The 24,572-nt window shown below is 64.7% G+C and carries 26 protein-coding genes and 1 tRNA gene; 7 read left to right on the forward strand and 20 right to left on the reverse strand.

Going from position 1 to position 24,572, the window contains the following annotated elements; all coding sequences use genetic code 11:
- The first annotated feature begins 198 nt into the window (after nt 1–198).
- Nucleotides 199–1,485, forward strand: coding sequence for an NAD(P)/FAD-dependent oxidoreductase (locus BMG00_RS10785; protein ID WP_078529811.1), 1,287 nt, complete (start codon nt 199–201; stop codon nt 1,483–1,485).
- A 161-nt stretch (nt 1,486–1,646) separates the two neighbouring features.
- Nucleotides 1,647–3,542, forward strand: a complete 1,896-nt coding sequence (locus BMG00_RS10790; RefSeq protein ID WP_078574352.1) for an OmpA family protein — start codon at nt 1,647–1,649, stop codon at nt 3,540–3,542.
- An 84-nt stretch (nt 3,543–3,626) separates the two neighbouring features.
- Here BMG00_RS10790 and BMG00_RS10795 read toward each other — a convergent pair.
- Nucleotides 3,627–3,703: transfer RNA gene (locus BMG00_RS10795), tRNA-Met, on the reverse strand.
- Nucleotides 3,704–3,841: 138 nt separating this feature from the next.
- Here BMG00_RS10795 and selD point away from each other — a divergent pair.
- Nucleotides 3,842–6,007, forward strand: coding sequence for a selenide, water dikinase SelD (gene selD, locus BMG00_RS10800; RefSeq protein WP_078574353.1), 2,166 nt, complete (start codon nt 3,842–3,844; stop codon nt 6,005–6,007).
- Nucleotides 6,008–6,080: 73 nt separating this feature from the next.
- Here selD and efp read toward each other — a convergent pair whose 3' ends face one another.
- Complete coding sequence (gene efp / locus BMG00_RS10805) at nt 6,081–6,650, reverse strand: elongation factor P (protein ID WP_078529814.1); 570 nt, start codon at nt 6,648–6,650, stop codon at nt 6,081–6,083.
- Nucleotides 6,651–6,746: 96 nt separating this feature from the next.
- Here efp and epmA point away from each other — a divergent pair, with 96 nt between their 5' ends.
- Nucleotides 6,747–7,781, forward strand: a complete 1,035-nt coding sequence (epmA, locus tag BMG00_RS10810; RefSeq protein WP_078574354.1) for an EF-P lysine aminoacylase EpmA — start codon at nt 6,747–6,749, stop codon at nt 7,779–7,781.
- Nucleotides 7,782–7,814: 33 nt separating this feature from the next.
- Here epmA and BMG00_RS10815 read toward each other — a convergent pair whose 3' ends face one another.
- The 5 genes from BMG00_RS10815 to BMG00_RS10835 form a co-directional block, all read right to left on the reverse strand.
- On the reverse strand, nt 7,815–8,198 hold the full coding sequence (locus tag BMG00_RS10815) for a DUF2237 family protein (RefSeq protein ID WP_078574355.1): 384 nt from the start codon (nt 8,196–8,198) through the stop codon (nt 7,815–7,817).
- Nucleotides 8,199–8,214: 16 nt separating this feature from the next.
- Entirely contained in the window at nt 8,215–9,375 is a 1,161-nt protein-coding gene (locus BMG00_RS10820; protein WP_078574356.1) for a serine hydrolase domain-containing protein, read from the reverse strand.
- Nucleotides 9,376–9,483: 108 nt separating this feature from the next.
- Complete coding sequence (locus tag BMG00_RS10825) at nt 9,484–9,993, reverse strand: MarR family winged helix-turn-helix transcriptional regulator (protein WP_211274126.1); 510 nt, start codon at nt 9,991–9,993, stop codon at nt 9,484–9,486.
- 128 nt (nt 9,994–10,121) lie between these two features.
- Entirely contained in the window at nt 10,122–10,397 is a 276-nt protein-coding gene (locus tag BMG00_RS10830; RefSeq protein WP_078574357.1) for an FAD assembly factor SdhE, read from the reverse strand.
- Nucleotides 10,394–10,774, reverse strand: coding sequence for a helix-turn-helix domain-containing protein (locus BMG00_RS10835; RefSeq protein WP_078529819.1), 381 nt, complete (start codon nt 10,772–10,774; stop codon nt 10,394–10,396). The genes BMG00_RS10830 and BMG00_RS10835 overlap by 4 nt, the downstream gene beginning before the upstream one ends.
- A gap of 81 nt (nt 10,775–10,855) precedes the next feature.
- Here BMG00_RS10835 and BMG00_RS10840 point away from each other — a divergent pair, with 81 nt between their 5' ends.
- A complete protein-coding gene (locus tag BMG00_RS10840; RefSeq protein ID WP_078529820.1) occupies nt 10,856–12,058 on the forward strand; it encodes a pyridoxal phosphate-dependent aminotransferase in 1,203 nt (400 codons plus the stop codon).
- Between the two features lie 26 nt (nt 12,059–12,084).
- Nucleotides 12,085–12,486: a hypothetical protein gene (locus BMG00_RS10845; protein WP_078574358.1), complete on the forward strand. Its 402-nt coding sequence runs from the start codon at nt 12,085–12,087 to the stop codon at nt 12,484–12,486.
- 231 nt (nt 12,487–12,717) lie between these two features.
- On the opposite strand, the gene BMG00_RS10850 is transcribed toward BMG00_RS10845, so the two are convergent.
- The 9 genes from BMG00_RS10850 to BMG00_RS10890 all read right to left on the reverse strand — a co-directional run bounded on the left by BMG00_RS10850 (nt 12,718) and on the right by BMG00_RS10890 (nt 21,582).
- Nucleotides 12,718–13,191 (reverse strand): c-type cytochrome, encoded by a 474-nt coding sequence (locus tag BMG00_RS10850; protein ID WP_146642605.1) that lies wholly within the window; start codon nt 13,189–13,191, stop codon nt 12,718–12,720.
- A 183-nt stretch (nt 13,192–13,374) separates the two neighbouring features.
- Nucleotides 13,375–14,070, reverse strand: coding sequence for an urea ABC transporter ATP-binding subunit UrtE (gene urtE / locus BMG00_RS10855; protein WP_078529823.1), 696 nt, complete (start codon nt 14,068–14,070; stop codon nt 13,375–13,377).
- A gap of 1 nt (nt 14,071) precedes the next feature.
- A complete protein-coding gene (urtD, locus tag BMG00_RS10860; protein WP_078529824.1) occupies nt 14,072–14,842 on the reverse strand; it encodes an urea ABC transporter ATP-binding protein UrtD in 771 nt (256 codons plus the stop codon).
- A complete protein-coding gene (gene urtC / locus BMG00_RS10865; protein ID WP_078529825.1) occupies nt 14,839–16,062 on the reverse strand; it encodes an urea ABC transporter permease subunit UrtC in 1,224 nt (407 codons plus the stop codon). The genes urtD and urtC overlap by 4 nt, the downstream gene beginning before the upstream one ends.
- Nucleotides 16,063–16,156: 94 nt before the next feature.
- Entirely contained in the window at nt 16,157–18,142 is a 1,986-nt protein-coding gene (gene urtB, locus BMG00_RS10870) for an urea ABC transporter permease subunit UrtB (RefSeq protein WP_078574360.1), read from the reverse strand.
- A 58-nt stretch (nt 18,143–18,200) separates the two neighbouring features.
- Complete coding sequence (gene urtA, locus BMG00_RS10875) at nt 18,201–19,502, reverse strand: urea ABC transporter substrate-binding protein (RefSeq protein WP_078574361.1); 1,302 nt, start codon at nt 19,500–19,502, stop codon at nt 18,201–18,203.
- 270 nt (nt 19,503–19,772) lie between these two features.
- Complete coding sequence (gene ureG / locus BMG00_RS10880) at nt 19,773–20,399, reverse strand: urease accessory protein UreG (protein ID WP_078574362.1); 627 nt, start codon at nt 20,397–20,399, stop codon at nt 19,773–19,775.
- A gap of 9 nt (nt 20,400–20,408) precedes the next feature.
- Nucleotides 20,409–21,047, reverse strand: a complete 639-nt coding sequence (locus BMG00_RS10885; RefSeq protein ID WP_078574797.1) for an urease accessory protein UreF — start codon at nt 21,045–21,047, stop codon at nt 20,409–20,411.
- Nucleotides 21,040–21,582: an urease accessory protein UreE gene (locus BMG00_RS10890; protein WP_078574363.1), complete on the reverse strand. Its 543-nt coding sequence runs from the start codon at nt 21,580–21,582 to the stop codon at nt 21,040–21,042. The genes BMG00_RS10885 and BMG00_RS10890 overlap by 8 nt, the downstream gene beginning before the upstream one ends.
- Before the next feature lie 71 nt (nt 21,583–21,653).
- Here BMG00_RS10890 and BMG00_RS10895 point away from each other — a divergent pair, with 71 nt between their 5' ends.
- Entirely contained in the window at nt 21,654–22,004 is a 351-nt protein-coding gene (locus BMG00_RS10895) for a hypothetical protein (protein WP_078574364.1), read from the forward strand.
- 4 nt (nt 22,005–22,008) lie between these two features.
- Here BMG00_RS10895 and ureC read toward each other — a convergent pair whose 3' ends face one another.
- From ureC to BMG00_RS10915, 4 genes are read right to left on the reverse strand one after another with little or no spacing between them, the layout of a single operon-like run.
- Nucleotides 22,009–23,715: an urease subunit alpha gene (ureC, locus tag BMG00_RS10900; protein WP_078574365.1), complete on the reverse strand. Its 1,707-nt coding sequence runs from the start codon at nt 23,713–23,715 to the stop codon at nt 22,009–22,011.
- Complete coding sequence (locus BMG00_RS10905; protein WP_038079281.1) at nt 23,715–24,020, reverse strand: urease subunit beta; 306 nt, start codon at nt 24,018–24,020, stop codon at nt 23,715–23,717. The genes ureC and BMG00_RS10905 overlap by 1 nt, the downstream gene beginning before the upstream one ends.
- A gap of 4 nt (nt 24,021–24,024) precedes the next feature.
- On the reverse strand, nt 24,025–24,204 hold the full coding sequence (locus BMG00_RS10910) for a hypothetical protein (RefSeq protein WP_078574366.1): 180 nt from the start codon (nt 24,202–24,204) through the stop codon (nt 24,025–24,027).
- A 59-nt stretch (nt 24,205–24,263) separates the two neighbouring features.
- Nucleotides 24,264–24,566 (reverse strand): urease subunit gamma, encoded by a 303-nt coding sequence (locus tag BMG00_RS10915; protein WP_078529833.1) that lies wholly within the window; start codon nt 24,564–24,566, stop codon nt 24,264–24,266.
- Nucleotides 24,567–24,572 lie beyond the last annotated feature (6 nt).

Below are 24,572 nucleotides of genomic sequence, written 5' to 3' on the forward strand. Positions count from 1 at the left end.
ACCCTGAAGGGCCGGCCCGGAGCCGGCCCTTTTCACATTGTTTCAGCCGAAGGTGTTCGCTTCACGTTACCGTCAGACTTGTCCCAAAGGAGAATTAGGCGCAAGAATTGCAGGGCCGGTCCGCTTGACACATTCAAACATTTGCATCTAACGAATGAGTCAATAGAAATTGACAACCGGGGAACGGGAGGAAGAGAAATGGCACATATCGTGGTGCTTGGCGCAGGTCTTGGTGGCGCCATCATGGCTTATGAATTGCGTGACCAGATCCGCAAGGAAGACGAAATCACCGTCATCACCAAGGACCCGAAGTATCACTTCGTGCCCTCGAACCCTTGGGTTGCCGTCGGCTGGCGTGACCGCAAGGACATCACCGTCGATCTCGAACCGACGATGAAGAAGAAGAACATCAACTTCGTCCCCGTCGCCGCAAAGCGTCTTCATCCCGATGACAACAAGGTCGAACTCGAGGATGGCCGCGAGATTTCCTACGATTACATCGTGCTCGCCACCGGCCCGGAACTGGCTTTCGACGAGATCGAGGGTCTGGGCCCGGACGGGTTCACCCATTCGGTCTGCCATGTCGATCACGCCGAAGATGCCGGCACCGCGTTCAAGCGTTTCTGCGAAAACCCCGGCCCGATCATCGTGGGCGCCGTGCAGGGCGCATCCTGCTTCGGCCCCGCCTACGAGTTCGCCTTCATCCTCGACACTGCGCTGCGTCGCGCCAAGATCCGCGATCAGGTTCCGATCACCTTCGTGACCTCTGAACCCTATGTCGGCCATCTCGGCCTCGACGGCGTCGGCGACACCAAGGGTCTGCTCGAATCCGCGATGCGCGAGAAGCACATGAAGTGGATGGTCTCGAGCCGCGTGAAGAAGGTCGAGGACGGCGTGATGCATGTCGAGGAAATCGCCGATGACGGTTCGGTCAAGGCGACCCACGAGATGCCGTTCAAATACTCGATGATGCTGCCCCCCTTCCGTGGCATCCCGGCCGTGATGGGCATCGAGGGCCTCGTGAACCCGCGCGGCTTCGTCATCGTCGACAAGCACCAGCGCAACCCGAAATACCCGAATGTCTTCGGCATCGGTGTCGGCATCGCCATTCCGCCCATGGGTCCGACCCCGGTGCCGGTCGGCGTTCCGAAGACCGGTTTCATGATTGAATCGATGGTCACCGCGACGGCGCATAACATCGGCAATATCCTCCGCGACAAGGAGCCCGACGAAACCGGCACCTGGAACGCGATCTGTCTGGCCGATTTCGGCGACTCGGGCATCGCTTTCGTCGCTCAGCCGCAGCTCCCGCCGCGCAACGTGAACTGGTCGAGCCAAGGCAAATGGGTCCACCTCGCCAAGATCGGCTTCGAGAAATACTTCATGCGCAAGCTGCGCAAGGGCACCTCGGAGCCCTTCTACGAAAAGACGGCGATGAAGATGCTGGGCATCGACAAGCTCAAGGCGGTCAAGAAGACCCACTGAGCTATGGAAAACCCAGGGTTTTCACAGTGATCGAGGGGCGGGCCCGCGGGTTCGCCCCTTTGCCGTTTTTCGCTCACCGGCCTGGTGCACGGGAACACACGCCCTGGTGAGACGTTCACTCCCCCGACACGCGGCCTGATGCCGCGACGAAGGGAGATAACATGAACCGCTTGAGAACGTCGACCGCACTGATTGCAGGTCTTGCCGCCCTCACCCCCGCGATCGTGCCTGTCGCGGCCCTCGCCGAGACGACCGCTGACACCGCCTGCATTGCGCAGGAAATCGCTGCGGGCCAAACCGAGGAACAAGCCCGCAAGAACTGCGAGGAGCAAGCCAAGGCAGCCGAGGATACACCCGCGCCGGCTTCCGATACCGCTCAGCCCGTCGAAGGCGCCGCGCCGGTCGACGGATCCGCTCCTGTCGACGCGGCCGACGCCGTTGACGGGTCGGCCCCGGTCGACCCGGCCGAAATCGTGCCGCCCGCGGAAGGAGTCACCGGCGCCGAGAGCGCGCAGCCCGCGCCTGAAACGATGGCACCGGCCGATCCCGCCCCGATGACCGATCCGCAGGCCGATCAGGCAGCCAAGGCGGCGATCGAGGGCACGACGCCCCCGGCCAAACAAACCCCGGCCGAAAGCGCCGCCTCCGAGCCCGTAGTCACCCCGGAGGCTTCGGCGGATGCCGATGCCAAGGCAAGCGTCGAGGGCGGGACGGCGCCTGCGCCGCAACCGACGACCGAGGCGAAGACGATCACGCCCGAAGCAGACGCCACCGGGGAGGCGGCCGCGCAGACCGAGGTTCAGCCGGTCCCCCAGACCGATGCCCAGACTGAAACCCAGACCGAAACGCAGACGGCGACTCAAGCTGAAACCCAGACCCAGCCGCAGGCCACCGAGAACGATCCGAACGAAACCTCGGCCAAGTTCATCGCCCCGGAAGAGGCGAAGGTGCTCGAACAGGCCATCGCGGCGCAGCAAAGCGCGTCGGAAGGTGCACCGGTGGAAAATCAGGCGCTCGCCGCCCCGGCCGATGCCCCAATCGACGAGACGGCCAGCACCGAGGAGACTGTGACCGAAGAGACCGCGCGCAGCGCCTCCGAGGATTTCTCGACCAAGGTCACGGCCACGCCCACCGGCGAGCTCACTGCCAGCGACACGAAAAAGAAGAAAAAGGACCGGGTGAGCCCGCTTGAGACCGCAGCGCTTGCTGGGCTCGGGGCGCTCGCTGTTGGCGCGCTGCTCAATAACGGCTCGAAAGTCGCCGTGAATTCGGGCGACCGGGTCGTGGTGCAGAACCCCGACGGCTCCTATGCGCTGGTCAAGGACGACAACGCCCTGTTGCGCCAACCGGGCTCGACGATCCGCACGCAGGATTTCGCGGACGGCTCCTCGCGCACCATCGTGACCAAAGAGGACGGCTCGCAGATCGTGACGATCTATGACGCGCAACGCCGGATCCTCAAGCGCACGCTGATTCAGCCCGACGGCACGCAATATCTGCTGATCGACGATGCGCGCGGCGCAGAACCGGTCGACGTGACCACCCTGCCCAAGGCAAAGCCGGTTGCCACGATCAGTTCGAGCAACGAGGCGGCCTTGCGTGAGGCGCTCTCGCGTCAAAGCGACACCAACCGCGCCTTCACCCTCTCGCAGGTCCGCAATATCGAGCAGGTCCGCGATCTCGCCCCCGCCGTCACGGTCGAGAACATCACCTTCGAGACCGGCTCGGCCGCGATCCAGCCCGATCAGGCCCGTGCGCTTTCCGCACTCGGTCAGGCGATTCAGCAGCGTATCGCGGAAAACCCGCGCGAGCTGTTCCTGATCGAAGGTCATACCGATGCGGTGGGCAATGCCGCCTATAACCTCGCGCTCTCGGACCGCCGCGCGGAAACCGTGGCGCTGGCGCTGAGCGAATATTTCGGCGTCCCGGCCGAAAACCTCGTGGTGCAGGGCTACGGCGAGCAATATCTCAAGGTGCCGACCGAAGGCCCGTCCGAGCAAAACCGTCGCGCCGTGGTGCGTCGCATCACCGACCTGCTGCGCATGGCCTCGAACTGAAGCCCCGAACCTCCCCGAGACCGAAAAGGAAAAGGGCGCCTGTGAAGGCGCCCTTTTTCGCGTTTTCCCCAAGGAGGGGGAAGTTGGTGGCGAGGGGGGGACTTGAACCCCCGACCCCACGATTATGAGTCGTGTGCTCTAACCAGCTGAGCTACCTAGCCACTGCGGGGCTAACTAAGAAAACTGTCCGTCCCCGTCAAGGGCGTTTTCGTCGAAAAATCGCAAGCGCGCCACTGCGACAGAATGGGAATTGGCGAAGCGGCGCGCAAAGGCTAGGCATGAGGGGAAGAGGAGAGATCATGCACGCCGCCCCCACCCTGCCGCTCACCCGCGACATCGTTCTGATCGGAGGCGGGCATTCGCACGCTCTGGTGCTGCGGATGTGGGGGATGAAGCCGCTGCCGGGCGTGCGGCTGACGGTCATCAACCCGCTGCCGACCGCCGCCTATTCGGGCATGCTGCCGGGCCATGTCGCGGGTCATTATGCGCGGTCGGAGTTGCAGCTCGATCTGGTGAAGCTCGCACGCCACGCGGGCGCGCGGCTGGTGCTTGGGCGGGCGTCAGGCATCGACCGGGCGCGCAAACTGATCGAAATTCCGGGGCGCGCGCCGATCGCCTATGACGTGGCCTCGATCGATATCGGGATCACCGCCGAGATGCCGCAACTGCCGGGCTTTCTCGACCATGTCACCCCCGCCAAGCCCCTTGATGCCTTCGCCGACGCCTGGGAGGCTTTCGCGAGCGCCCCGCCCGAGAACCCGCGTGTCGCCGTCGTGGGGGGGGGCGTGGCCGGGGTCGAATTGGCGCTAGCCTGTGCGCATCGCCTGCCGCAGCCAAACGTCACCGTCTACGAGGCCGCGCCCGAAGCGCTGCGCGCCCTCGGAACAGGGGCGCGCAACGCCATGCTGCGCCACTGCGCGCGCCTCGGCGTCGCGATCGAGACCGGGGCGGCGCTGACCGGAGCCGAGGCGGGGCGGCTGCTGCTCAAAGGTGGTCGCGTGGCCGAGGCCGATTTCGTCATCGGCACGGGGGCCACGAAACCCGCCGACTGGCTGGCGCAAACCGGGCTCGATCTGACCGACGGCTTCGTCACCGTCGGCCCGACGCTGCAAAGCTCGGATCCGTCGATCTTCGCCGCAGGAGACATCGCCCATCTCAGCCACGCGCCGCGCCCCAAGGCGGGCGTCTATGCGGTGCGCGAGGCCAAGCCGCTTTTCGCCAATCTGCGGGCCGCGGTGACAGGCCGGGCGATGCAGCATTACCAGCCGCAGCGCGATTACCTGAAACTGATCTCTGTCGGGGGCAAACATGCCGTCGCCGACAAATGGGGGCTGCCGCTCGACGGCAAATGGCTCTGGCGCTGGAAGAACCGCATCGACCTGAAATTCATGGAAAAGGTCCACGATCTGCCCGCGATGCCCACGCCTGCGCTGCCGCCAGAACGCGCGCAGGGGATTGAGGAGGTTCTGGGTACCAAGCCGATGTGCGGCGGCTGTGGCGCGAAGCTCGGCGGCCAGGCGCTGCGTGATGCTCTGGCTGATCTGCCCGCCCCCGCACGGGCCGATGTCCTGAGCGGTCCGGGCGACGATGCGGCGGTGCTGTCATGCGGCACCCAAAGCCAGGTCTTCACCACCGATCACGTCCGCGCCTTTACCGAAGACCCGTGGATGCTGGGCCGGATCGTCGCCCTGCATGCGATGAGCGATGCCTGGGCGATGGGTGCCGCCCCACAGGCTGCGCTAGCGCAGGTCACCCTGCCCCGCCAGTCCGAGGAACTCGGCGCGCGCGCGCTGCACGAGATGCTGGACGCGGCATCCAAAGCCTTCCGCGAGGCAGGATGCGATCTGGTCGGCGGGCATACCTCTATGGGGGCGGAACTGACGCTTGGCTTCACGGTGACGGGGCTGACAGAGCGTCCGCTCGGGCAGGACGGCGCCCGCCCGGGCGAGGCGCTGATCCTGACCAAGCCGCTTGGCACCGGCGTGATCCTCGCCGCCGAGATGGCCAAACACGCCCCGGGTCATGCCGTGGCAAGCGCGCTCGAAAGCATGTCGAAAAGCTCCGCCGCCGCCTCTGCGATCCTCGCCCCCGTGGCAAGTGCAATGACCGATATCACGGGGTTCGGGCTGGCCGGGCATCTGCTGGGACTTTGCGAGGCGTCACACGTTTCCGCCGAGCTCGATCTCGCCGCGATCCCGATGCTGGAGGGTGCCGAAGCGCTGGCGGCGGCGGGAGAGCATTCGACGCTCCTGCCCCAGAATATCGCCAATTGCGCAGGCCGGATGACCGCCCCACCCGGGCCGCGCACCGATCTGCTTAACGACCCGCAGACATCGGGCGGGCTGCTGGCCACGGTGCCTCAGGCTCAGGCGGAAGACCTGCTGGCCGCGCTCACAGCCGCTGGCTACCGTGCCGCCCGGATCGGTGTCATCGCCGAGGGGCCCGCTTTCCTGCGCGCGCACTGACCGGCCGCCAAACCAACAAAGAAAAAGGCGCCCCGCGAGGGCGCCTTTCCCAATTCCGAATCCGCGAAAAGGATCAGTCCTTCGCGCGCTCCACATAGGTGCTGTCTTCGGTGTTGATCACGATGCGGGTGCCCACGCCGATATGCGGCGGCACCATCACGCGGATCCCGCCGGTGCAGGTCGAGGGCTTGTAACTCGACGAGGCCGTCTGGCCCTTCACGACCGGCTCGGTCTCTTCGACTTCGACGGTCACTTTCTGCGGCAGTTCGATCGCGATTGCGGCGCCCTGGAAGGTCTTCAGGTAAACCCGGATCCCGTCGCGCAGGAACACTTTCGCATCGCCGATCACGTCTTCCGGCACGGCGATCTGCTCGTAGGTGTTGGGCTCCATGAAGTGGTAGCCTTCGCCGTCGTCATAGAGGAAATCGTATTCGCTTTCCTCGACATGGGCGCGCTCGACCTGCTCGGTGGTGCGCCAGCGTTCCGAAACCTTCGTGCCATCCGAGATGCGGCGCATGTCGACCTGAGTGACAGGCGTGCCCTTGCCGGGGTGGATGTTCTGCGCCGAGAGCACGACATAGAGCTTCTCGTCGATTTCGAGAACGTTGCCCTTGCGGACCGAGGAAGCGATGACTTTGACCATGGAGTTTCCTTGTGGATCTTCGAAACGGGCTCTGGCGCCCGGGTTGCAGGTCGCCTAAACCATTTGCGCCCCGATTTCCAGCCTGAAAGGCTTGCCATGCCCCCGTTCTGGAGCCCCGAACGCCACGCCGACCGCCGCCCAGCACTTCTCGCGCGCAACCGTATTCAGGCGGCGATCCGGGGCTGGCTGGCCGCGCAGGAGTTCGTCGAGGTCGACCCTTGTGCGCTTCAGGTCTCGCCCGGCAACGAAGCCCATCTGCACGCCTTCGCAACCGATCTGATCGGCAATGACGGGCAGGCGCGGCGGATGTATCTGCACACCTCGCCCGAATTCGCGATGAAGAAGCTGCTGGCGGCAGGCGAGCCGCGCATCGCGTCCTTCGCCCATGTCTGGCGCAACCGCGAGGCGGGCAAGCGCCATTCGCCCGAGTTCACGATGCTGGAATGGTATCGCGCGGGCGAGGATTACACCGTGCTCATGGAAGATTGCGCGGCGATGCTGCACATGGCGGCGGAGGCTGCCGGGACATCAGTGCTGCGCTATGGGGCGGCCGAATGCGATCCCTTCGCCACGCCCGAGCGGCTCTCGGTCGCAGACGCCTTCGCGCGCCATGCCGGTGTCGACCTGCTCGCCTCCTGCGAGGGGGCCGAAACCGATGCGGCTGCACTTCGCGCCCAATGCGCGGCGACTGGGTTTCCGGTTGCCGAGGATGACAGCTGGTCGGACATGGTCTCGAAACTGCTCGTGGCCAAGGTCGAGCCGCATCTGGGCCACGGGCGCGCGACGATCCTTGATCGCTACCCGCTGGCCGAGGCGGCGCTCGCGCGCCCTGCCCCCGACGACGCCCGCGTGGCGGAACGGTTCGAGCTTTATGCCTGCGGGGTGGAGCTGGCCAATGGCTTCGGCGAGCTGACCGACGCCGCCGAACAGCGCCGCCGTTTCGAGGCGGATATGGACCTGAAAGAGCGGCTCTACGGCGAGCGTTACCCGATCGACGAGGATTTCCTCACCGCCCTCGAGATCATGCCCGAAGCCTCCGGCATCGCGCTTGGCTTCGACCGGCTGGTAATGCTGGCGACAGGGGCGCCAAAGATCGAGGATGTGCTCTGGGTGCCGGTCGGTTCGGTCTGAAAGGGGCAGCTCGGGCCTGAGCCCCCGGCACCACTAGCGTTCCTTGCTCTCCGCCGCATTGGCCACGAGAACCGCCATCGGCACGATACCCAACGCGTCGCGGTGGGTCGAGGCAAGCATCACCTTGGGCGCGCAGCCTTCTTCGACCGCCTCGAGAAAGCGCGACGCGCACAGGCACCAGCGATCTCCGGGTTTGAGGCCGGGGAAATCATGGAACGGACGCGGGGTCGACAAGTCGTTTCCGACATATTTCGACCAGGCGAGGAATTCCGCCGTCATGATCGCGCAGACCGTGTGAGAGCCGGAATCCTCCCAGCAGGTATTGCAGCTGCCATCGCGAAAGAACCCGGTGCGGGGCCGGAGCGAACAGGGCTGCAAGGTTCCCCCCAGGACGTTCACCGCCTCGTACATCTGCATACGCGCCCCTCCCCTTTCAGGAAATTTCGGCGATGCGGCGCAACATGGCAAGGTTTTCCTCTTCCACGCCTTCCTGTTTGAAAAGGCGGTCGGCGGCATTGATCGCGACGACGACGTCATGGGCGGGGCTGATATAGACATGCTGGCCGTAGATGCCGCGTGCGAAATAGTCGCCGCCATGCTCGGCCGTGTCGACGGGCACCCACCATTGATAGCCGTAACCTTCCCCCTTTGGTGCCTGCAGAACGGTCGATTGGGCAACCCAGGCTTCGGGCACGATCTGGCGCCCGTTCCAGAAGCCCTTTTGCAGGAACATCTGGCCGAAGCGGGCGTAATCGCGCGTGCGCAGGTTCAGCCCGCCAAGGACGAAGCTGACACCCTTGCCATCGGTGAGCATCACCGGCGAGGCCTCCAGGCCCATCGGCTCGATCAGCAACTCGCCCATCACCTCGGCCGGATCCGCCCCGGTCGCGCCCGCGATCACCATGCCCAGAACATGGGTGTCGATCGAGACATAGAGCATCCGCGCGCCCGGATCGGCCTCGCGGGTCTTGAGCGAGGCGGCGAAGGCGTTCATCGACCGCCCCATCGCCAGAACCCGGCCCATCTTGTTGATATCGGAATGGAAATCCAGATAGTCCTCGTTGAAGGCCACGCCCGAGGACATCATCAGCGCATCGCGGATCGACACGCCGTCATAGGCCGTGGCTTTCAGGTCCGGCGCGAAACGGGTGAGCGGCGCGTCGAGATCGGGGATCACGCCCTGATGGTGCAGGATACCGAAGGTCGCCGAGAGAAAGCTCTTCGCCATCGACCAGGAAATCCGCAGATCCTCGGGTTTCGTGCCAAGAAAATAGCTCTCATGGGTAATCTGGCCGTGGCGCAGCTTGACCAGTGCCGTCACTGAGCGCCGTTCGATCCAGTCCCCGACCCCGGCGGGCAACCCGTCATCGTCACCGCGCGCAAGCTCCGAGACGGGGCCATTTCCGCGATCGATCACCCGCGAATGGAAAAGCGCCGGCATGTTGGAGAAATTCGACACGATCCGGTCGGGCTCGAACAGACGGTTCACCTCGCGCAGCCGCGCGATCTCGTCACGTTTCCACCAGGCCAGCCCCGCGACCGGCAGTGCCGCCGCCATGCCTGCCCGTATCGCCCAGCGTGCAAGACCCTTCATGCCGTGCCTCCCTTTCGTTTCCGAAAAGGAAGCATGCAGCCCGCGCCCTATCAAGGCCTACGACACGTCACCGCGCAATCCTCGCAGAAGGCCCGGCGGGCAAGGGGCTTAGTAGATATAGCGGATCTGGTCGGTCCAGTAACGCTCCATCCGGCGCAAGGTGTGGTTCATCTCCTCCATAGTTTCGAAGGTGATGACCCCGCGCGTCTCCATGCCCGATGCGTGCCGCTCGAACAGGCCCGCAACATTGTCCCGCAGCTCGCGCCCCTTGACGGTCAGCCGCACCCGCACCGAACGCCGGTCGACCTCACAGCGCTGATGGTGCATGTAGCCCGTCTCGACCAGCTTCTTGAGATTGTAGGACACGTTCGAGCCCTGATAGTAGCCGCGCGATTTCAGCTCCCCCGCGGTCACCTCGTTCTCGCCCACATTGAAGAGCAAAAGCGCCTGCACCGGGTTGATCTCGAGGATGCCCAGCCGCTCGAACTCGTCCTTGATCACATCCAGAAGCAGCCGGTGCAGCCGTTCCAGCAGCGAAAGGCTGTCCAGATATCCTGCCATCAGCCCCGGCGTCGCCGGCGCGGGCATCATGTCGTTTGCAGATTTCTGCACGGTCATTTCATTCTCCGCCAGTTTCGCTGCCCCTGACAGGCGACCTTGGCGGGAAATGGGAAATATAACGTTAAGCCACCCGGGCTTTGCGCTAGTTCGTCGCGATAGCCACGCCATAACGACGCGATCGGGCCTCAGCTCTTGGTGATGTGGCGCTCACGCGCGAACTGTCCGATCTCGGTGAGCAGGCCGAGATAGTGCGGCGGGCAAGGCTGCGCGCCCGAGACCCAGGGGTAAAGATCCTGGTCGTTTTCCTCAAGAAGCTGATCGTAGAGATCGAGCGTCGGCGCATCGAGTTCGGGCAGGCGCGCATCGGCATAGGGGCCGAGGATCAGGTCCATTTCCTTGATCCCGCGCCGCCAGCTGCGCATCCGCATCCGTTTCAGCCGTGCCTCGCGCGTCTCGCTCATGCGTCTTCTCCTGCCATCAGCCGCTTCTCGAGCCGGCCCAAACGCGCGTCGAGCTCTTCGAGCCCGGCCCGCACTTCGCGGATCTCGCGCACCAGAGCGCGATCCTCCTGCGCCTCTGCCACCTGATCGGGCGGCCCGTCAAGCCCCTCGCCCTCGCCGGTCATGAGCCACATCAGCGTCACGTTCAGCATGCCCGAGAGCATCTGGAGCCGGTTCGCCCGCGGCTCGGCCACGTCGTCCTCCCAGGCGGCCAGCGTCTCCAGCCGCACGCCCAGGCGCTTCGCCAATTCCTCCTGGTTCAACCCCGCCGCCTCGCGTGCGCCCGCCAGACGATCCCCGAAGGTCGCGCTCGCCTCGCCATACCAGTCTTCGGCCATGGTTTCCTCCGCTTTCGCTTGAATGCCGGTTGGCCCAAGCCTAAGAGGTCGGGGACCAAGTTACAAATCGGAGGCGACCCGATGGCATTTCTTTCCGACACTCTCGCCCGCGTCAAACCCTCGCCCACCGTGGCGATGACCGGGAAGGTGGGCGAACTGAAAGCGCAGGGTCGCGACGTGATCGGCCTCTCCGCGGGCGAGCCCGATTTCGACACGCCCGACAATATCAAGGCCGCCGCAAAGGCCGCCATCGACGCGGGCAAGACGAAATACACCGCCGTCGACGGCATCGCGGAGCTGAAGCAGGCGATCTGCGACAAGTTCGCCCGCGAGAACGGTCTGTCCTACGAGCCCGCGCAGGTTTCGGTCTCCTCGGGTGGCAAGCAGGTGCTCTTCAACGCGCTGATGGCGACGCTCAACCCCGGCGACGAGGTGCTCATCCCGACGCCCTATTGGGTGAGCTATCCCGACATGGTGCTGATCGGCGGCGGCACGCCCGTTTTCGTCGAGGGCGATCCCGCGACGGGCTACAAGATCAGCCCCGAGGCGCTGGAAGCCGCGATCACGCCCAAGACCAAGTGGTTCCTCTTCAACTCGCCCTCGAACCCCTCGGGGGCCGCCTATTCGCGCGATGAGCTGACCGCGCTGACCGATGTTCTGATGCGCCACCCCCATGTCTGGGTGATGACCGACGACATGTATGAACATCTCGTCTTCGACGGGTTTGAATTCACCACCCCCGCGCAGGTCGAGCCGGGCCTTTATGACCGCACGCTGACCGTGAACGGCGTGTCGAAGGCTTACGCGATGACCGGCTGGCGGATCGGCTATGCGGCGGGCCCGAAAGAACTGATCGCGGCGATGCGCAAGGTGCAAAGCCAGTCCACCTCGAACCCCTGCACGATCTCGCAATGGGCGGCGGTTGAGGCGCTGAACGGCCCGCAGGATTACGTCACCACCTCGCGCGAGGCCTTCAAGCGCCGCCGCGATCTGGTGGTCGCGGGCCTCAATGCCTGCCCGGGCATCACCTGCCCCACCCCCGAAGGCGCGTTCTACGTCTATCCCTCGATCGCCGGGTGCATCGGCAAGACCTCGGCTGGCGGGCGCAAGATCGAGACGGATGAGGATTTCGCCACAGCTCTTCTCGAAGAGAACGACGTGGCCGTGGTTTTCGGCGCGGCCTTCGGCCTTTCGCCCAATTTCCGCATCAGCTACGCTACATCCGACGCAGCGCTCAACGAGGCCTGCGCGCGCATCAAGGCGTTCTGCGAAGGGCTGTCGTGAGGGCGAACGGCCCGGGAGGTTGGTGAATGGGTGATCTGCCGGAGTACTATTTCCGGGTGAAGGAAAACGGCGCGACGGTGTTCCGCGTCGACACCGAGAACCGGCAGCGCCGGATCGAGATGGACCCCCTCGCCAACGTCAACATCCGCAATGGCGAGATCAAGCCGCAAGGCGATCGGGAATTATCCGCCACGGACCGCGCCGAGATCGAGGCCTGGATCGCCCATCGCCGCGAGGTGCTCGCCCAGCGAGATGTCGACGACATTCTGCGCGCGGTCGACCATCTCAACCTTGTCACGCAATGGGCGCAGTCGAAGGCGACCGATGCTCAGCTCGAAGAGATCACCGACACGCTTTTGCTGACGATGCACGACTTGCGCACGGTGCTCGTGCGCAAGAAGGCCGAGAGGCTGGGCGCAGGCGGCTGACGCAGAGGTTTGTCGTCGAGCGACGGGACCGCGCCATATGGCCCCCGAACCTCGCCCCTAGCCGCCAGCCGCCAGCCGAAAGAAAAGCGGCCGCAAATGCCACGGCAAGAAACCAAACCGCGATGGCGATCCGACAGCGGTCCTCCGGCGCAAGGCGTCCGCGCCCATGCGGAAACCGCCCCTAACGGATCGCTCTCGATCGAACCGCCACGGGCCTCCCTCGCCCCTTCCTCACTGCGGCATGATCGGCGGCGCCATCACGATATAGGGCGTTCTGGGCGTCTCTCCGGGCGGCAACGCCTCGGGCATCGGATCGCCCGGCGCGCCGAGCGACTTGATGTAGCGATAGAGTGAACGCAAGTCGCTCTCGGGCATCGCGTGCATGTTGTAGAACGGCATCGGCGGCTTGGCGATGAAGGTCTTCGCATATTTGACGAAGGCCTCCTCATCCATCTCCTTGATCTCGTCTCGCAGATTGACCGCGTATGTCGTCCCCCATGGCCCCTGCCAGCCAAGCGGCACGCCCCTCAGCGCCGCCTCCGGATCGATCTTGCCTCCGGATTCGTTATAGCCCGCAGTGTGACAGTCATGGCATCCCGAGGTGATCGAGATCAGCTCGCCACGCGCGATGGAAATCTCCTGCGCCACAACGCCCGAAGAACTGGCCAGCGCGCCAAGCGCGGCCAATACAAAGACATGTCTCATGGGTTTCTCCCCTTCCCCTATGAACGGGCGCGACCCTCACGCGACCACCCCCGCGATCCGGCCGTTCCTCCACACGCCGCCACATTCGGGACCGGATCCGGAGGAAGTGTGCGACCAGGGGGCCGAGTCGGGCAAGTGAGCCAAAAGATTGACGGGCGCTCGCCCCGCACCGGCTTGTGCGGATCAGACGCTCACCACCTCGCGTAGCGCCTCGCGCGTGAGGGTCTCTTTCGTGCCCTCCATCGCGACCTCGCCACGCTTGAGGACATAGAAGCGGTCCCCGAGATCGTGGGCGAAGTCGAAATACTGCTCGACCAGCACGATCGCCATATCCCCCTTCTCGCGCAGGTAAGAGATCACCCGCCCGATCTGCTGGATGATGTTCGGTTGGATGCCCTCGGTCGGTTCGTCGAGAAGCAAGAGCTTGGGCTTCATCAGCATCGCCCGCGCGATCGCGAGCTGCTGCTGTTGCCCGCCCGAGAGATCCCCGCCCCGGCGATGCAGGAAGTCCTTGAGTATCGGGAAGAGCTCGTAAATCTCGTCGGGAATGAAATGCTCGGATTTCGGCAGGCAGGCGAAAGCCGTCTCCATATTCTCGCGCACCGTCAGCAGAGGAAAGATCATCCGGCCCTGCGGGACGTAGCCCAGCCCTGCCTTCGCCATCGCCTGCGGCGGCACCCGCCCCATCGCCTCGCCATCGAGCACCACTTCGCCGCCCGACCGGATATGTGTGCCCGAGATCGCCTTGAGAAGCGAAGTCTTGCCCACCCCGTTCGTGCCCATGATGCAGGTCACCTCGCCCGCGCGGGCCACCATGTCGATCCCGTGCAGGATCTGCGAGCCGCCGTAATGCAGCGTCAGCCCCGAAACTTTCAGCATCTCAGCGCCCAAGATACACCTCGATCACTCTTTGGTCCGCCGTCACATGGTCGAGCGTGCCTTCGGCCAGCACCGACCCTTCATGCAACACCGTCACCTTGCAGTTCAGACGGCGCACGAATTCCATGTCGTGCTCGACCACCACGACCGCGCGGGTCTTCGCCAGTTCCACCAGAAGGGCCGTGGTCTGTTCGCGCTCGGCCAGCGTCATGCCCGCCGCCGGTTCATCCACCAGCAGAAGGCGCGGCTCCTGCGCGAGCAGCATCCCTATTTCCAACCATTGCTTCTGCCCGTGGCTCAGTTCGCCCGCCTTGCGCGGCAAGTGATCGCCCAGCCCCACCTGCGCGGCGATCTCCTCGACCCGCGCACGATCCTTCGCCCCGGCCTTCCAGACCAGAACCGAGAATGGGCTGCGATTGGCCTTGAGCGCCATCATCAGGTTCTCGGTGACGGATTGATCCTCGAAAACGGTGGGTTTCTGGAACTTGCGCCCGATCCCCGCCCGGGCGATCTGCGCCTCGTTCATCTTCAGCAGGTTCTGGTGCGTCTCGCCCCAGAGAACGCGGCCCTCGTCGGGGCGGGTCTTGCCGGTAACGATATCCATGAAAGTCGTCTTGCCAGCACCGTTCGGACCGATCACCGCGCGCAGTTCCGCCGGACCGATCGCAAAGCTCAGGTTGTTGATCGCGCGGAAGCCGTCGAAGGTGACCGAGATCCCCGAAACCTCGAGCTGCGCATTGCCCGGCTGAGCACCAATGACGCGATCGCTCATTCCTGCGCCTCCCCTTCGCGGAAGGCGCCCTTGTCCGGCCCGAGCGGCGCACCATGGCGCTTCGGGCTGCGGATCCCCTCGAGGAGATCGACGATCCCCGACAGCCCCTTCGGCGCAAGCAGCGTCACCAGCACGAAGGCCAGCCCCAGGAGCACCTGCCACCAGTCGACCCATTGGATCGTGTAGAAACCCAGCGGGATATCGGGCACCCGCCCCCCGGTGAACCAGCTCGAGACGATCGAGACGAAAGCCGCGCCCATGACCGCGCCGTAAAGCCGCCCGCGCCCGCCGATCGCGACCCAGACCGCGAGATAGATCGAGGCGATGGGCGCCATCTCGCCGGGGTTGATGATCCCGGCCTGCGGATAATAAAGCGCGCCCGCGATGGCCGCGATGATGGCAGTGAGGGTGAAGACGAAAAGCTTGTAGCCCTCGACCGAGTAGCCCAGAAAGCGCACCCGCGCCTCATCATCGCGGATGCCGCGAATGACCGAGCCGAACTTGCCCGAGACGATGAAGGCGGCCGCGATATAGCCAAGGCCGAGTGCGACGGCAGAGGCCCAGAGGAACCAGACCGAGAGGTGATCCTGATTTGCGCTCACGCCGGGGATGTTCTGCAGGCCGCTCAGCCCGTTATTGCCGCGCAGCCCGCTCTCGTTCTGGAAGAGATACAGCGACAGCGCCAGCGTCATCGCCTGCGTCAGGATCGACAGGTAAACGCCCGTGACCCGCGAGCGGAACGCGAGCCAGCCGAAGATCAGCGCCAGCAGTCCCGGCACCAGCACCACGAAGAGAAGCTGCATCGGCAGGTTGCCCGCGAAATGCCAGATCGCGGGCAGATCCGATCCGCCGACCACGCCGAAGATCTGCGTGCCGATGGCGTCATTGATTTCTTGCGGCGTCATCGGGAACTCGCCCGCAGAGCTGAGAACGATGTCGCGGGTGCGCTCATACATCAGCCACATGCCGATCATGTAGCCGCCCAGTCCGAAGAAGGCGAAATGGCCGAGGCTCAGGATGCCCGTATAGCCCCAGACCAGATCCATCGCGATGGCGATCAGGCACAGGCACAGCGTCTTGCCCAGCGTCTTGACCATCGAAGTCGAGATCATCCCGGGTCCGTAGGCGTGAGAGAGAAAAGTGACACCCAGCGTGAAGACCGCGAGGATCAGCAGGAACCACAGGACGGAGGGGTTCTTGGCGAGAAAACCAGATCTCATGCGCGGGCCTCCGAGGTTGCAGAGGGGGTTTCGCACCCCCGCACCCCCGCGGGATATTTGGACCAAGAGGAAGGGATAAGGGTCTGTCTCATGCTCAATCCCCCGCGGCCCGGCCCTTGAGCGCGATGATGCCGCGCGGGCGGAACTGGATGAAGATGATGATGAAGAGGATCATGTAGGTCTGGGCCGCGAGCGTGTTCGACGGGTTCAGCCATTCGATCCCCTTTTGCAGCACGCCGATCAGGCCCGCGCCCGCGAGCGTGCCGAAGATCGAGCCGACGCCGCCTACCACGACCGTCATGAAGCTTTGCACGATATAGTCCTGCCCCATCTCGGAGGTGACTTTCGCGAAAAGCCCGATGGCGACGCCCGCGATGCCCGCGATACCCGAGCCGAAGCCGAAGGCGAGCATGTTGATGCGGTCCGGGTTGATCCCCATCGAGGCCGCCATCGAGGGGTTCTGCGTCACCGCGCGGACCTCGAGGCCAAGACGGGTGCGGCGCATCACCCAGAGGTAGAGGGCGAGGAAGATCAGCGCGAGGACGAAGATCGCGATCCGGATATAGCTGATCGACACCACATCGTTGAGCGTCCAGGCCCCGTCGAGCCAGGGCGGCGAGGTCAGCGGGCGCGCCTGCGTGCCGAAGATGTTCTTGAAGAGCTGTTGCAGCGCGATGGAGATCCCGAAGGTCGCCAGCAAAGTCTCGAGCGGGCGTTTGTAGAGCCAGCGGATCACCAGCCGCTCCATCGCGACGCCCGCCCCGAAGGTGATCGCGAAGGCCAGGGGCAGCGCGATCAGGATGGATGCCGTGTAATCGGGCACGAAGAGCTGCACGACATAGCCTGTATAGGCGCCCATCGTGATGAACTCGCCATGCGCCATGTTGATCACCCCCATCACCCCGAAGGTGATGGCCAGACCGATGGCCGCGAGGAAATAGATCGAGGCGAGCGAGAGCGCATCGAGGCCGAGATCGACCGTCTGCATCGCCGCCACCGTGCGCCCGACGCGGGTCAGTGCGGCATCGGCGGCGGTCGTGACCTCCGGGTCGGGCTCGGCGTAGATATCGGCATATTGGTGATCGGTGACGAGCTTGTCGGCCTCGGCATCGGTCAGGCGCTGCGGGACGATGCCCGCGGCGGCGAGCGTCGCGTAGGCCTCTTCGCGCTTGGCAGGATCGGCCATTGCGGCCAGCGGCAGCCCGCCCACCTGACCGCCCTCCACATGCGCCGCCAGGGCCTGCTGCATCTCGGAGGCCGAGATCCGCGCGGGTGCGATCTTGGCGGCGACGAGCATCGCATAGGCTTCATCCTTGGAGATATCACGACCGGGCTTGAGCGCGTCGGCGACATTGCCCTCGGGCGCGCCGGCGAAGGCTGTGCGGGTCGTGGCCACCAGAGGGTTCAGCGTGGCGCGGAAATCGAGGCCCAGATCGGAGCCGAAGCTCTCGATCGCGGCCACGCGCTCGGGGGCATCCTTGCCAAAGCGGATGGTCAGCAGACGCTCCAGACGCACCTTCTCTGCCTTGATCGCGGGATCGGTTTCGTCAGGGATCGAGGCGCGCAGCGGTTCGAGATGCGAAGCCTCGCCGTCCCGCTCGATCGCGGTCAGGGCGTCGCGGCGCTTCTTCGGGTCGGGATCGCTCAGCAGAAAGCGTACCAGCGCCGCGCCGATCTCGGCGCGCACGCCGGAATTGGGTTTGATCTCCTTGATATCCGATTTCGGCGCGGTGCCTGCGGGTGCGCCCGTCGCTGGATCGGACAGAGCGTAATCACCACCCTTTTTCTCGATGATGAAAAACGCCCCATCGCTTTCGCGTTGGCCCACGCGCTTGTCGGCATAGGCTTGGAGGAACCGCGACGCCCCCTCCCCCGAGGCGGCGATCGCCGCAATGACCGGGCCGATGGTGCGCCGCGACGGCTTGGCGATTTCCTTGGAATACTCGGCGAGTACCGCCGCCAGCCCCGTAATCTGAGCCTGCGCGGCCTCGGCCTGCGGCGCGGTGATGCCGGTCTCCTGCGCCTGCCCCGGCAAGGCAAACGCAAGCAAAAGCCCAAGCGCGATCAGAAACTTGCGCATCCTGCCCCCATGGATGGAAAAAGGCGGGAGAGCCTGTGCCCTCCCGCCCGAAGGTCGATCAGTAATTCGACTTCTTCTGCACGCAGGTCTTCGTCTCGGTGTTGTACATGCCACAATCGAGGCCCGGCCAATCCGATTTCAGCACCGCCGATTCCGGCAGGAAATCGGTCCAGGCATCGCCCGGCACCGGATCGGTCTGCGAGATGATGTCGAACTGGCCGTCTTCCATGATCTCGCCGATCAGCACCGGCTTCGTCAGGTGGTGGTTCGGCAGCATCTTCGCGGTCGAGCCGGTGAGGTTCGGGAATACCTGCCCTGGCATCGCCTCGATCACCTTGTCGATATCGGTGGAGCCGACCTGCGTCACCGCCTGCACCCACATGTTGAAGCCGATATAGGTGGCTTCCATCGGATCGTTCGTCACGCGGGTATCGTCGCCGGTGAAGGCGTGCCACTGCTCGATGAAGGCTGCGTTCTCGGGGGTGTCGGCGCTCTCGAAATAGTTCCAGGCGGCGAGCTGACCGACGAGGTTCTTCAGATCCGCTTCACCAAGGCCCGACAGTTCCTCTTCGCCGACCGAGAAGGCGACGACGGGGATGTCGTCAGCGGTGATGCCGGAAGCCGCAAGCTCCTTGTAGAAACCGATATTCGCATCGCCATTGATCGTCGAGATCACGCCGACCTTCTTGCCGTCCGCCCCCAGCGCCTTCACGTCGGCCACGATCTTCGACCAGTCCGACTGACCGAAGGGGGTGTAGTTCACGAAGATGTCGCTCTCGGCGATGCCCTTCGATTTCAGATAGGCGTCGAGGATGTTGTTCGTGGTGCGCGGGTAGACGTAGTCGGTGCCCAGAAGGGCGAATTTCTCGACGCCGAGCTCCTCGAGGAAGTAATCCACCGCCGGGATCGCCTGCTGGTTCGGGGCGGCGCCGGTGTAGAACACGTTGCGCGAGCTTTCCTCGCCCTCGTATTGCACCGGGTAGAACAGCAGCCCGTTGAGCTCTTCGAGCACCGGCAGAACCGATTTGCGCGACACCGACGTCCAGCAGCCGAAGATCACGTCGACCTTGTCCACGGTGATCAGCTCGCGCGCCTTTTCGGCAAACAGCGGCCAGTCGGAAGCCGGGTCGACCACGACCGCCTCGAGCATCTTGCCGTTGATGCCGCCCTTCTTGTTCTGCTCCTCGACCAGCATCAGGACGGTGTCCTTGAGCGTGGTTTCCGAGATCGCCATCGTGCCCGACAGCGAGTGCAGGACGCCGACCTTGATCTTGTCCTCTTCGGCGAAGGCAATGCCCCCGCTCATCGACATGGCACCGGCAAGCGCCGCGGACATCATCAGTTTACGCCGTGTGATCATTTCATTTCCCTCGTTCCGTCAGCCTGCACACGGGCCCGTTTTTCGGGCTCTCTCGGCGGCTGAACCTCCACTTTTGGATGGGCCGGGACCATTCCCCACTAAGGCCCGGGCGCGCCGTTTTCGGCTACCCACGACATCCAAACCTTGACGCTGCGTCGCGGCAAAACAATCCGCGTCCACGCAGCCAAAACCCGCCTCGAAAGGCGGGCTTGCCGGAGTTTTGCGCAAAGGAAATGGCCGAATGCCCAAAAAACAATCAGGCAGTCGTAATCAGGCGGGAATCGGATGCAGGACGAGCCCGCCCTCGCGCACGAGAAATGCCACGATCTCGTCGACCCCCTCACCCTGCCGCAAGTTGGCCATCACGTAGGGCCGCTCACCCCGGGCGCGTCGCGTATCGGCTTCGAGCAGCTCCCGATCAACCCCCACATAGGGCGCGAGCTCCACCTTGTTCACCACCAGCAGATCGGATTTCGCCACCCCCGGCCCGCGCTTGCGCGGGATGTCCTGACCGGCAGCCGTGTCGATCACATAGATCGTCAGATCGGCCAGTTCCGGCGAAAAGGTTGCGGCCAGATTGTCGCCCCCGCTCTCGATCAGCACCAGCTCCAGATCCGGGATCTTGGCGCACAGATCGGCGATGGCGGCGAGGTTGATCGACGCATCCTCGCGGATCGCCGTGTGCGGGCACCCCCCTGTCTCGACACCGCGAATCCGGTCTCCCGGCAGAACCTGCGCGCGCATCAGCGCCTCGGCATCCTCGCGGGTGTAAATGTCGTTCGTCACCACCGCCATCGACACGCGCGCCGCGAGCACCCGCGCCAGTTGCTCGGTCAGCGTGGTCTTGCCCACGCCCACCGGCCCGCCGATTCCAACCCGCAAAGGTCCGTTGCCCATATCCTCACCTCACGTCTTGAAAAGACGCACATCGAGCGTCTCGTGTTTCATCGCCGTCACCTCCGCGCGAAAGGCGCTGAGTGACAGATCGGTCAGCTGCGCCCCCACCGCGCGGGCCGCGATGGCGGCGATCTTGTCATGCAAGCCCGCCAACACCCTCTGACCCGCGATTTGTCCCAGAGGGACAAGTCGAACCGCCGCAGAGACCAGGTTGGACGCGAATGAATGTTGAAAAAGTGCAATTATCTGCGCGGCGGGCATTTCAAGATCTCGGCCCGCCTCGGCCACGGCGACCGGCAATATCCGCGCAGGCAGCTCCTGACCGCGCAGCCCCGCCTGCGCCAGCGTGAAGGCCGCGCCCTGCTCCACCGTCTCGCGCAGCCGCTCGGCCGACCCGGCCATCGCGCGCCCGAGTGCGTCGAGCTTCGCCAGATCCTCGCCGCGCAGCCCGCAGCCCAGCAACACCGCATCGCCCCAGCCCGCCCCGAGTTCGAGCACGTCGCCCAGCCAGGCCGCGAAACTCTCCGCATCGCGCACCTCGCCCGCCGCCACCGCCTGCTCGAGCCCATGCGAATAGGCAAAGGCCCCGGTCGGAAAAGCCGGGGACAGCCATTGCATGAGAGAGAGAGACGCGATCGGATCAGGCATGGTCGTGATGATGATGGTGGTCGTGCCCGTGGCCGTGGCCGTGACCATGGTCATGCGAATGGGAATGACCGTGGTGATGCGAATGGCCGTGGTCGTGGCCCATCGTCCGGCCCATCCCGTAGGCGCCGCCCTCGGGCTGGAAGGTCTCGACACCGGGGCGCACCTCCGCGCCAAGCCCCTTGAGCATCCCCTCGAGAACATGATCGGCCCGGATCACCAGCCGCTCGGCCTCGATCTGGCAGGGCGTATGGCGGTTGCCGATATGCCAGGCGAGCTTGGGCAGATTGCCCTTCACCTCCAGCACGGGCTCCAGCGCCGGGCGCACCTCGATGAAGCGGCCATCCTCCAGCACGAAGGCCTCGCCGCCCGAGAGATTCGTCACCTCCGGCAGGTCGACCAGAAACCCCGTGCCCGAGCCCGCCACCAGACGCTTGCGCCGCAGGAACCGCCCTTCGTAATCGAGCGCCACGAAATCCGCCGCCGCCTGCCACGCGCCCTTCGGCACCACTTTTCCGGCTTTCGGATAATCGCTCATTGTCTTGCTTCCTTTAACGTTTTCTCAAACTTGGGGCCGCATCGTCAGACGCGGACCAGAGGAGATTTCGCATGTTCGACCACCGCTCCCCCGCCGATGAACTGGCCCATATCCGCGCCGAGATCGCGCGGCTCAAGCGCCGCGAGGCGCAGCTGCGCGAGGCTTACCTGACGCAGCCCGACATGCCGCGGCTCGGCCGCTGGACGAAGGTCGAGATCGTGACCCACAGCCGACAGATCTTCGAACCGCGCCTTCTGCCCGAGGATATCCGCCTCGACCCGGCTTTCCAGCGCGAAAAGGTGACGCGGCTGCTGCGCACAATGCCGCATGCCCGAGCGGGCCGTCACTTGCCGCCGCTCGTGGCGTCCGAGCAGATCAGCGCAGCCCCGCAAGGGGAGATGTCGATACTCGCCGCACATTGACCCCTCAGAACAGGAAGTAGCGCTGCGCCAACGGCAGAACCTCGGCCGGCTCGCACACTAGCAGCTCGCCATCTGCGCGCACTTCGTAGGTCTCGGGATGCACGTCGATCTTCGGCGTCGCCGCGTTGTGGATCATCTGCGCCTTGCCGATGCCGCGCGTGCCCTCGACCGCGAGTGTCGTTTTCTGCAAGCCAAGGCTCCCCGCCAGCCCGTTCGCCTGTGCCGCTTGGCTGATGAAGGTCACCGACGAGGCATGACGCGCGCCGCCCAAGGCCCCGAACATGTTGCGCGTGTAGAAAGGCTGCGCCGGGATCGAGCCGTTCGGATCGCCCATCTGGGACGAGACGATCATGCCACCGATCAGCACCATCTCCGGTTTCGCGCCGAAGAAGGGCGGGCTCCACAGCACGAGATCGGCCCGCTTACCCACCTCGACCGAGCCGATATGCTGGCTCATCCCATGCGTGATCGCCGGGTTGATCGTGTATTTCGCGATGAAACGTTTGACGCGAACGTTGTCATTGTCGCCCTGCTCTTCCGGCAGACGCCCGCGCTGCTTGCGCATCTTGTCGGCGGTCTGCCAGCAGCGGATGATGACCTCGCCCACCCTGCCCATCGCCTGACTGTCCGAGGAGATGATCGACATCGCGCCCATGTCATGCAGGATATCCTCGGCCGCGATCGTCTCCTTGCGGATCCGGCTCTCGGCGAAGGCCACATCCTCGGGCACCTTGTTGTCGAGGTGATGGCATACCATCAGCATATCCAGATGCTCTTCGACCGTGTTCGCGGTGTAGGGCCGTGTCGGGTTGGTCGAAGACGGGATCACGTTCGGCGCGCTCACCACTTTCAGGATGTCCGGCGCATGACCGCCGCCCGCGCCTTCGGTATGGAACGCGTGGATGGTGCGACCCTTGATCGCGGCCAGCGTATTCTCGACGAAGCCGGATTCGTTGAGTGTGTCGGTGTGGATCATCACCTGCACGTCCATGTCCTCGGCCACGCTCAGGCAGCAATCAATCGCGCCCGGCGTCGTGCCCCAATCCTCGTGCAGCTTCAGCGCGCAGGCACCGCCCTCGACCATCTCGACCAGCGCCTCGGGCTTCGAGGCATTGCCCTTGCCGGAGAGCGCAAGGTTCACCGGCAGCGCGTCGAAAGCCTGCAACATCCGCGCGATATGCCACGGCCCCGGCGTGCAGGTCGTGGCCAGCGTGCCATGGGCAGGGCCCGTGCCGCCGCCCAGCATCGTCGTGATCCCCGAGGCCAGCGCGTCTTCGATCTGCTGCGGGCAGATGAAATGAATATGCGCGTCGAACCCGCCCGCGGTCAGGATTTTCCCTTCTCCCGCAATGGCTTCGGTTCCCGGTCCGATGATGATGTCGACATTCGGCTGGGTGTCCGGGTTGCCCGCCTTGCCGATCGCGACGATCTGCCCGCCCTTGAGGCCGACATCCGCCTTGTAGATACCCGAGTGGTCCACGATCAGCGCGTTGGTGATGACCGTATCGACCGCTCCGCCCGCGCGGGAAATCTGGCTCTGGCCCATCCCGTCGCGGATCACCTTGCCGCCGCCGAACTTGACCTCCTCCCCGTAGGTGGTCAGGTCGCGCTCGACCTCAATGATCAGATCGGTATCGGCAAGCCGCACCCGATCGCCGGTCGTGGGGCCGAACATATCGGCATAGGTGCTGCGCGAGATCGTGGCCGGCATCAAAGCGCCCCCATAACTTTCTGATTGAATCCATAGACTTCGCGCGATCCGCGATAGGGCACGAGCCGCACTTCACGGCTTTGCCCCGGCTCGAAGCGCACCGCCGTCCCTGCCGCGATATCGAGCCGGTAGCCGCGCGCGGCCTCGCGGTCGAACTCCAGCCCCGGGTTGGTCTCCGCGAAATGGTAATGCGAGCCGACCTGCACCGGACGGTCGCCGGTATTGGCGACCATCAGCGTGATCGCCTCGCAGCCCTCGTTGAGGGTGATATCGCCCGCGGCGGGCAGGATTTCCCCGGGGATCATCGGCTCAATCCTTGTTACGGGGCAGCGCCCGGGCGAGTTCCGGGCCGATATAGGCAAGGGCGGCCAACGCCAGCAGACCGATCAGCGGACCGTCATGGAAAAACCAGGTCGTGCCCGCGCTGTGACCGGGATGAGCGAGCGCCGCAGTCGGCGCGAGAAGGGCGAGAGCTGCGAGTTTCTTCATCGGGCTGCCTTTCATTAGCAAAACTTATTCTCGGAGCGCTTGCATAAGCTGCGCTTATCTCAGCGGATCGGATGGTGGACGGTGACGAGCTTGGTCCCGTCCGGGAACGTCGCCTCGACCTGGATCGAATGGATCATCTCGGGGATGCCCTCCATGCATTGATCGGCCGAGATCACGCCCGCGCCAGCCTCCATCAGATCGGCGACCGAGCGGCCCTCGCGGGCGCCCTCGACCACGAAATCCGAGATGATCGCGATGGCTTCGGGATGGTTAAGCTTCACGCCGCGCTCCAGCCGCCCCCGCGCGACCATCGCGGCGAGACTGATGAGCAGCTTGTCCTTTTCCCTCGGTGTCAGGTTCATCTTCGT

The sequence above is a fragment of the Thioclava marina genome (assembly GCF_002020135.1).
Taxonomy (GTDB): Bacteria; Pseudomonadota; Alphaproteobacteria; order Rhodobacterales; family Rhodobacteraceae; genus Thioclava; species Thioclava marina.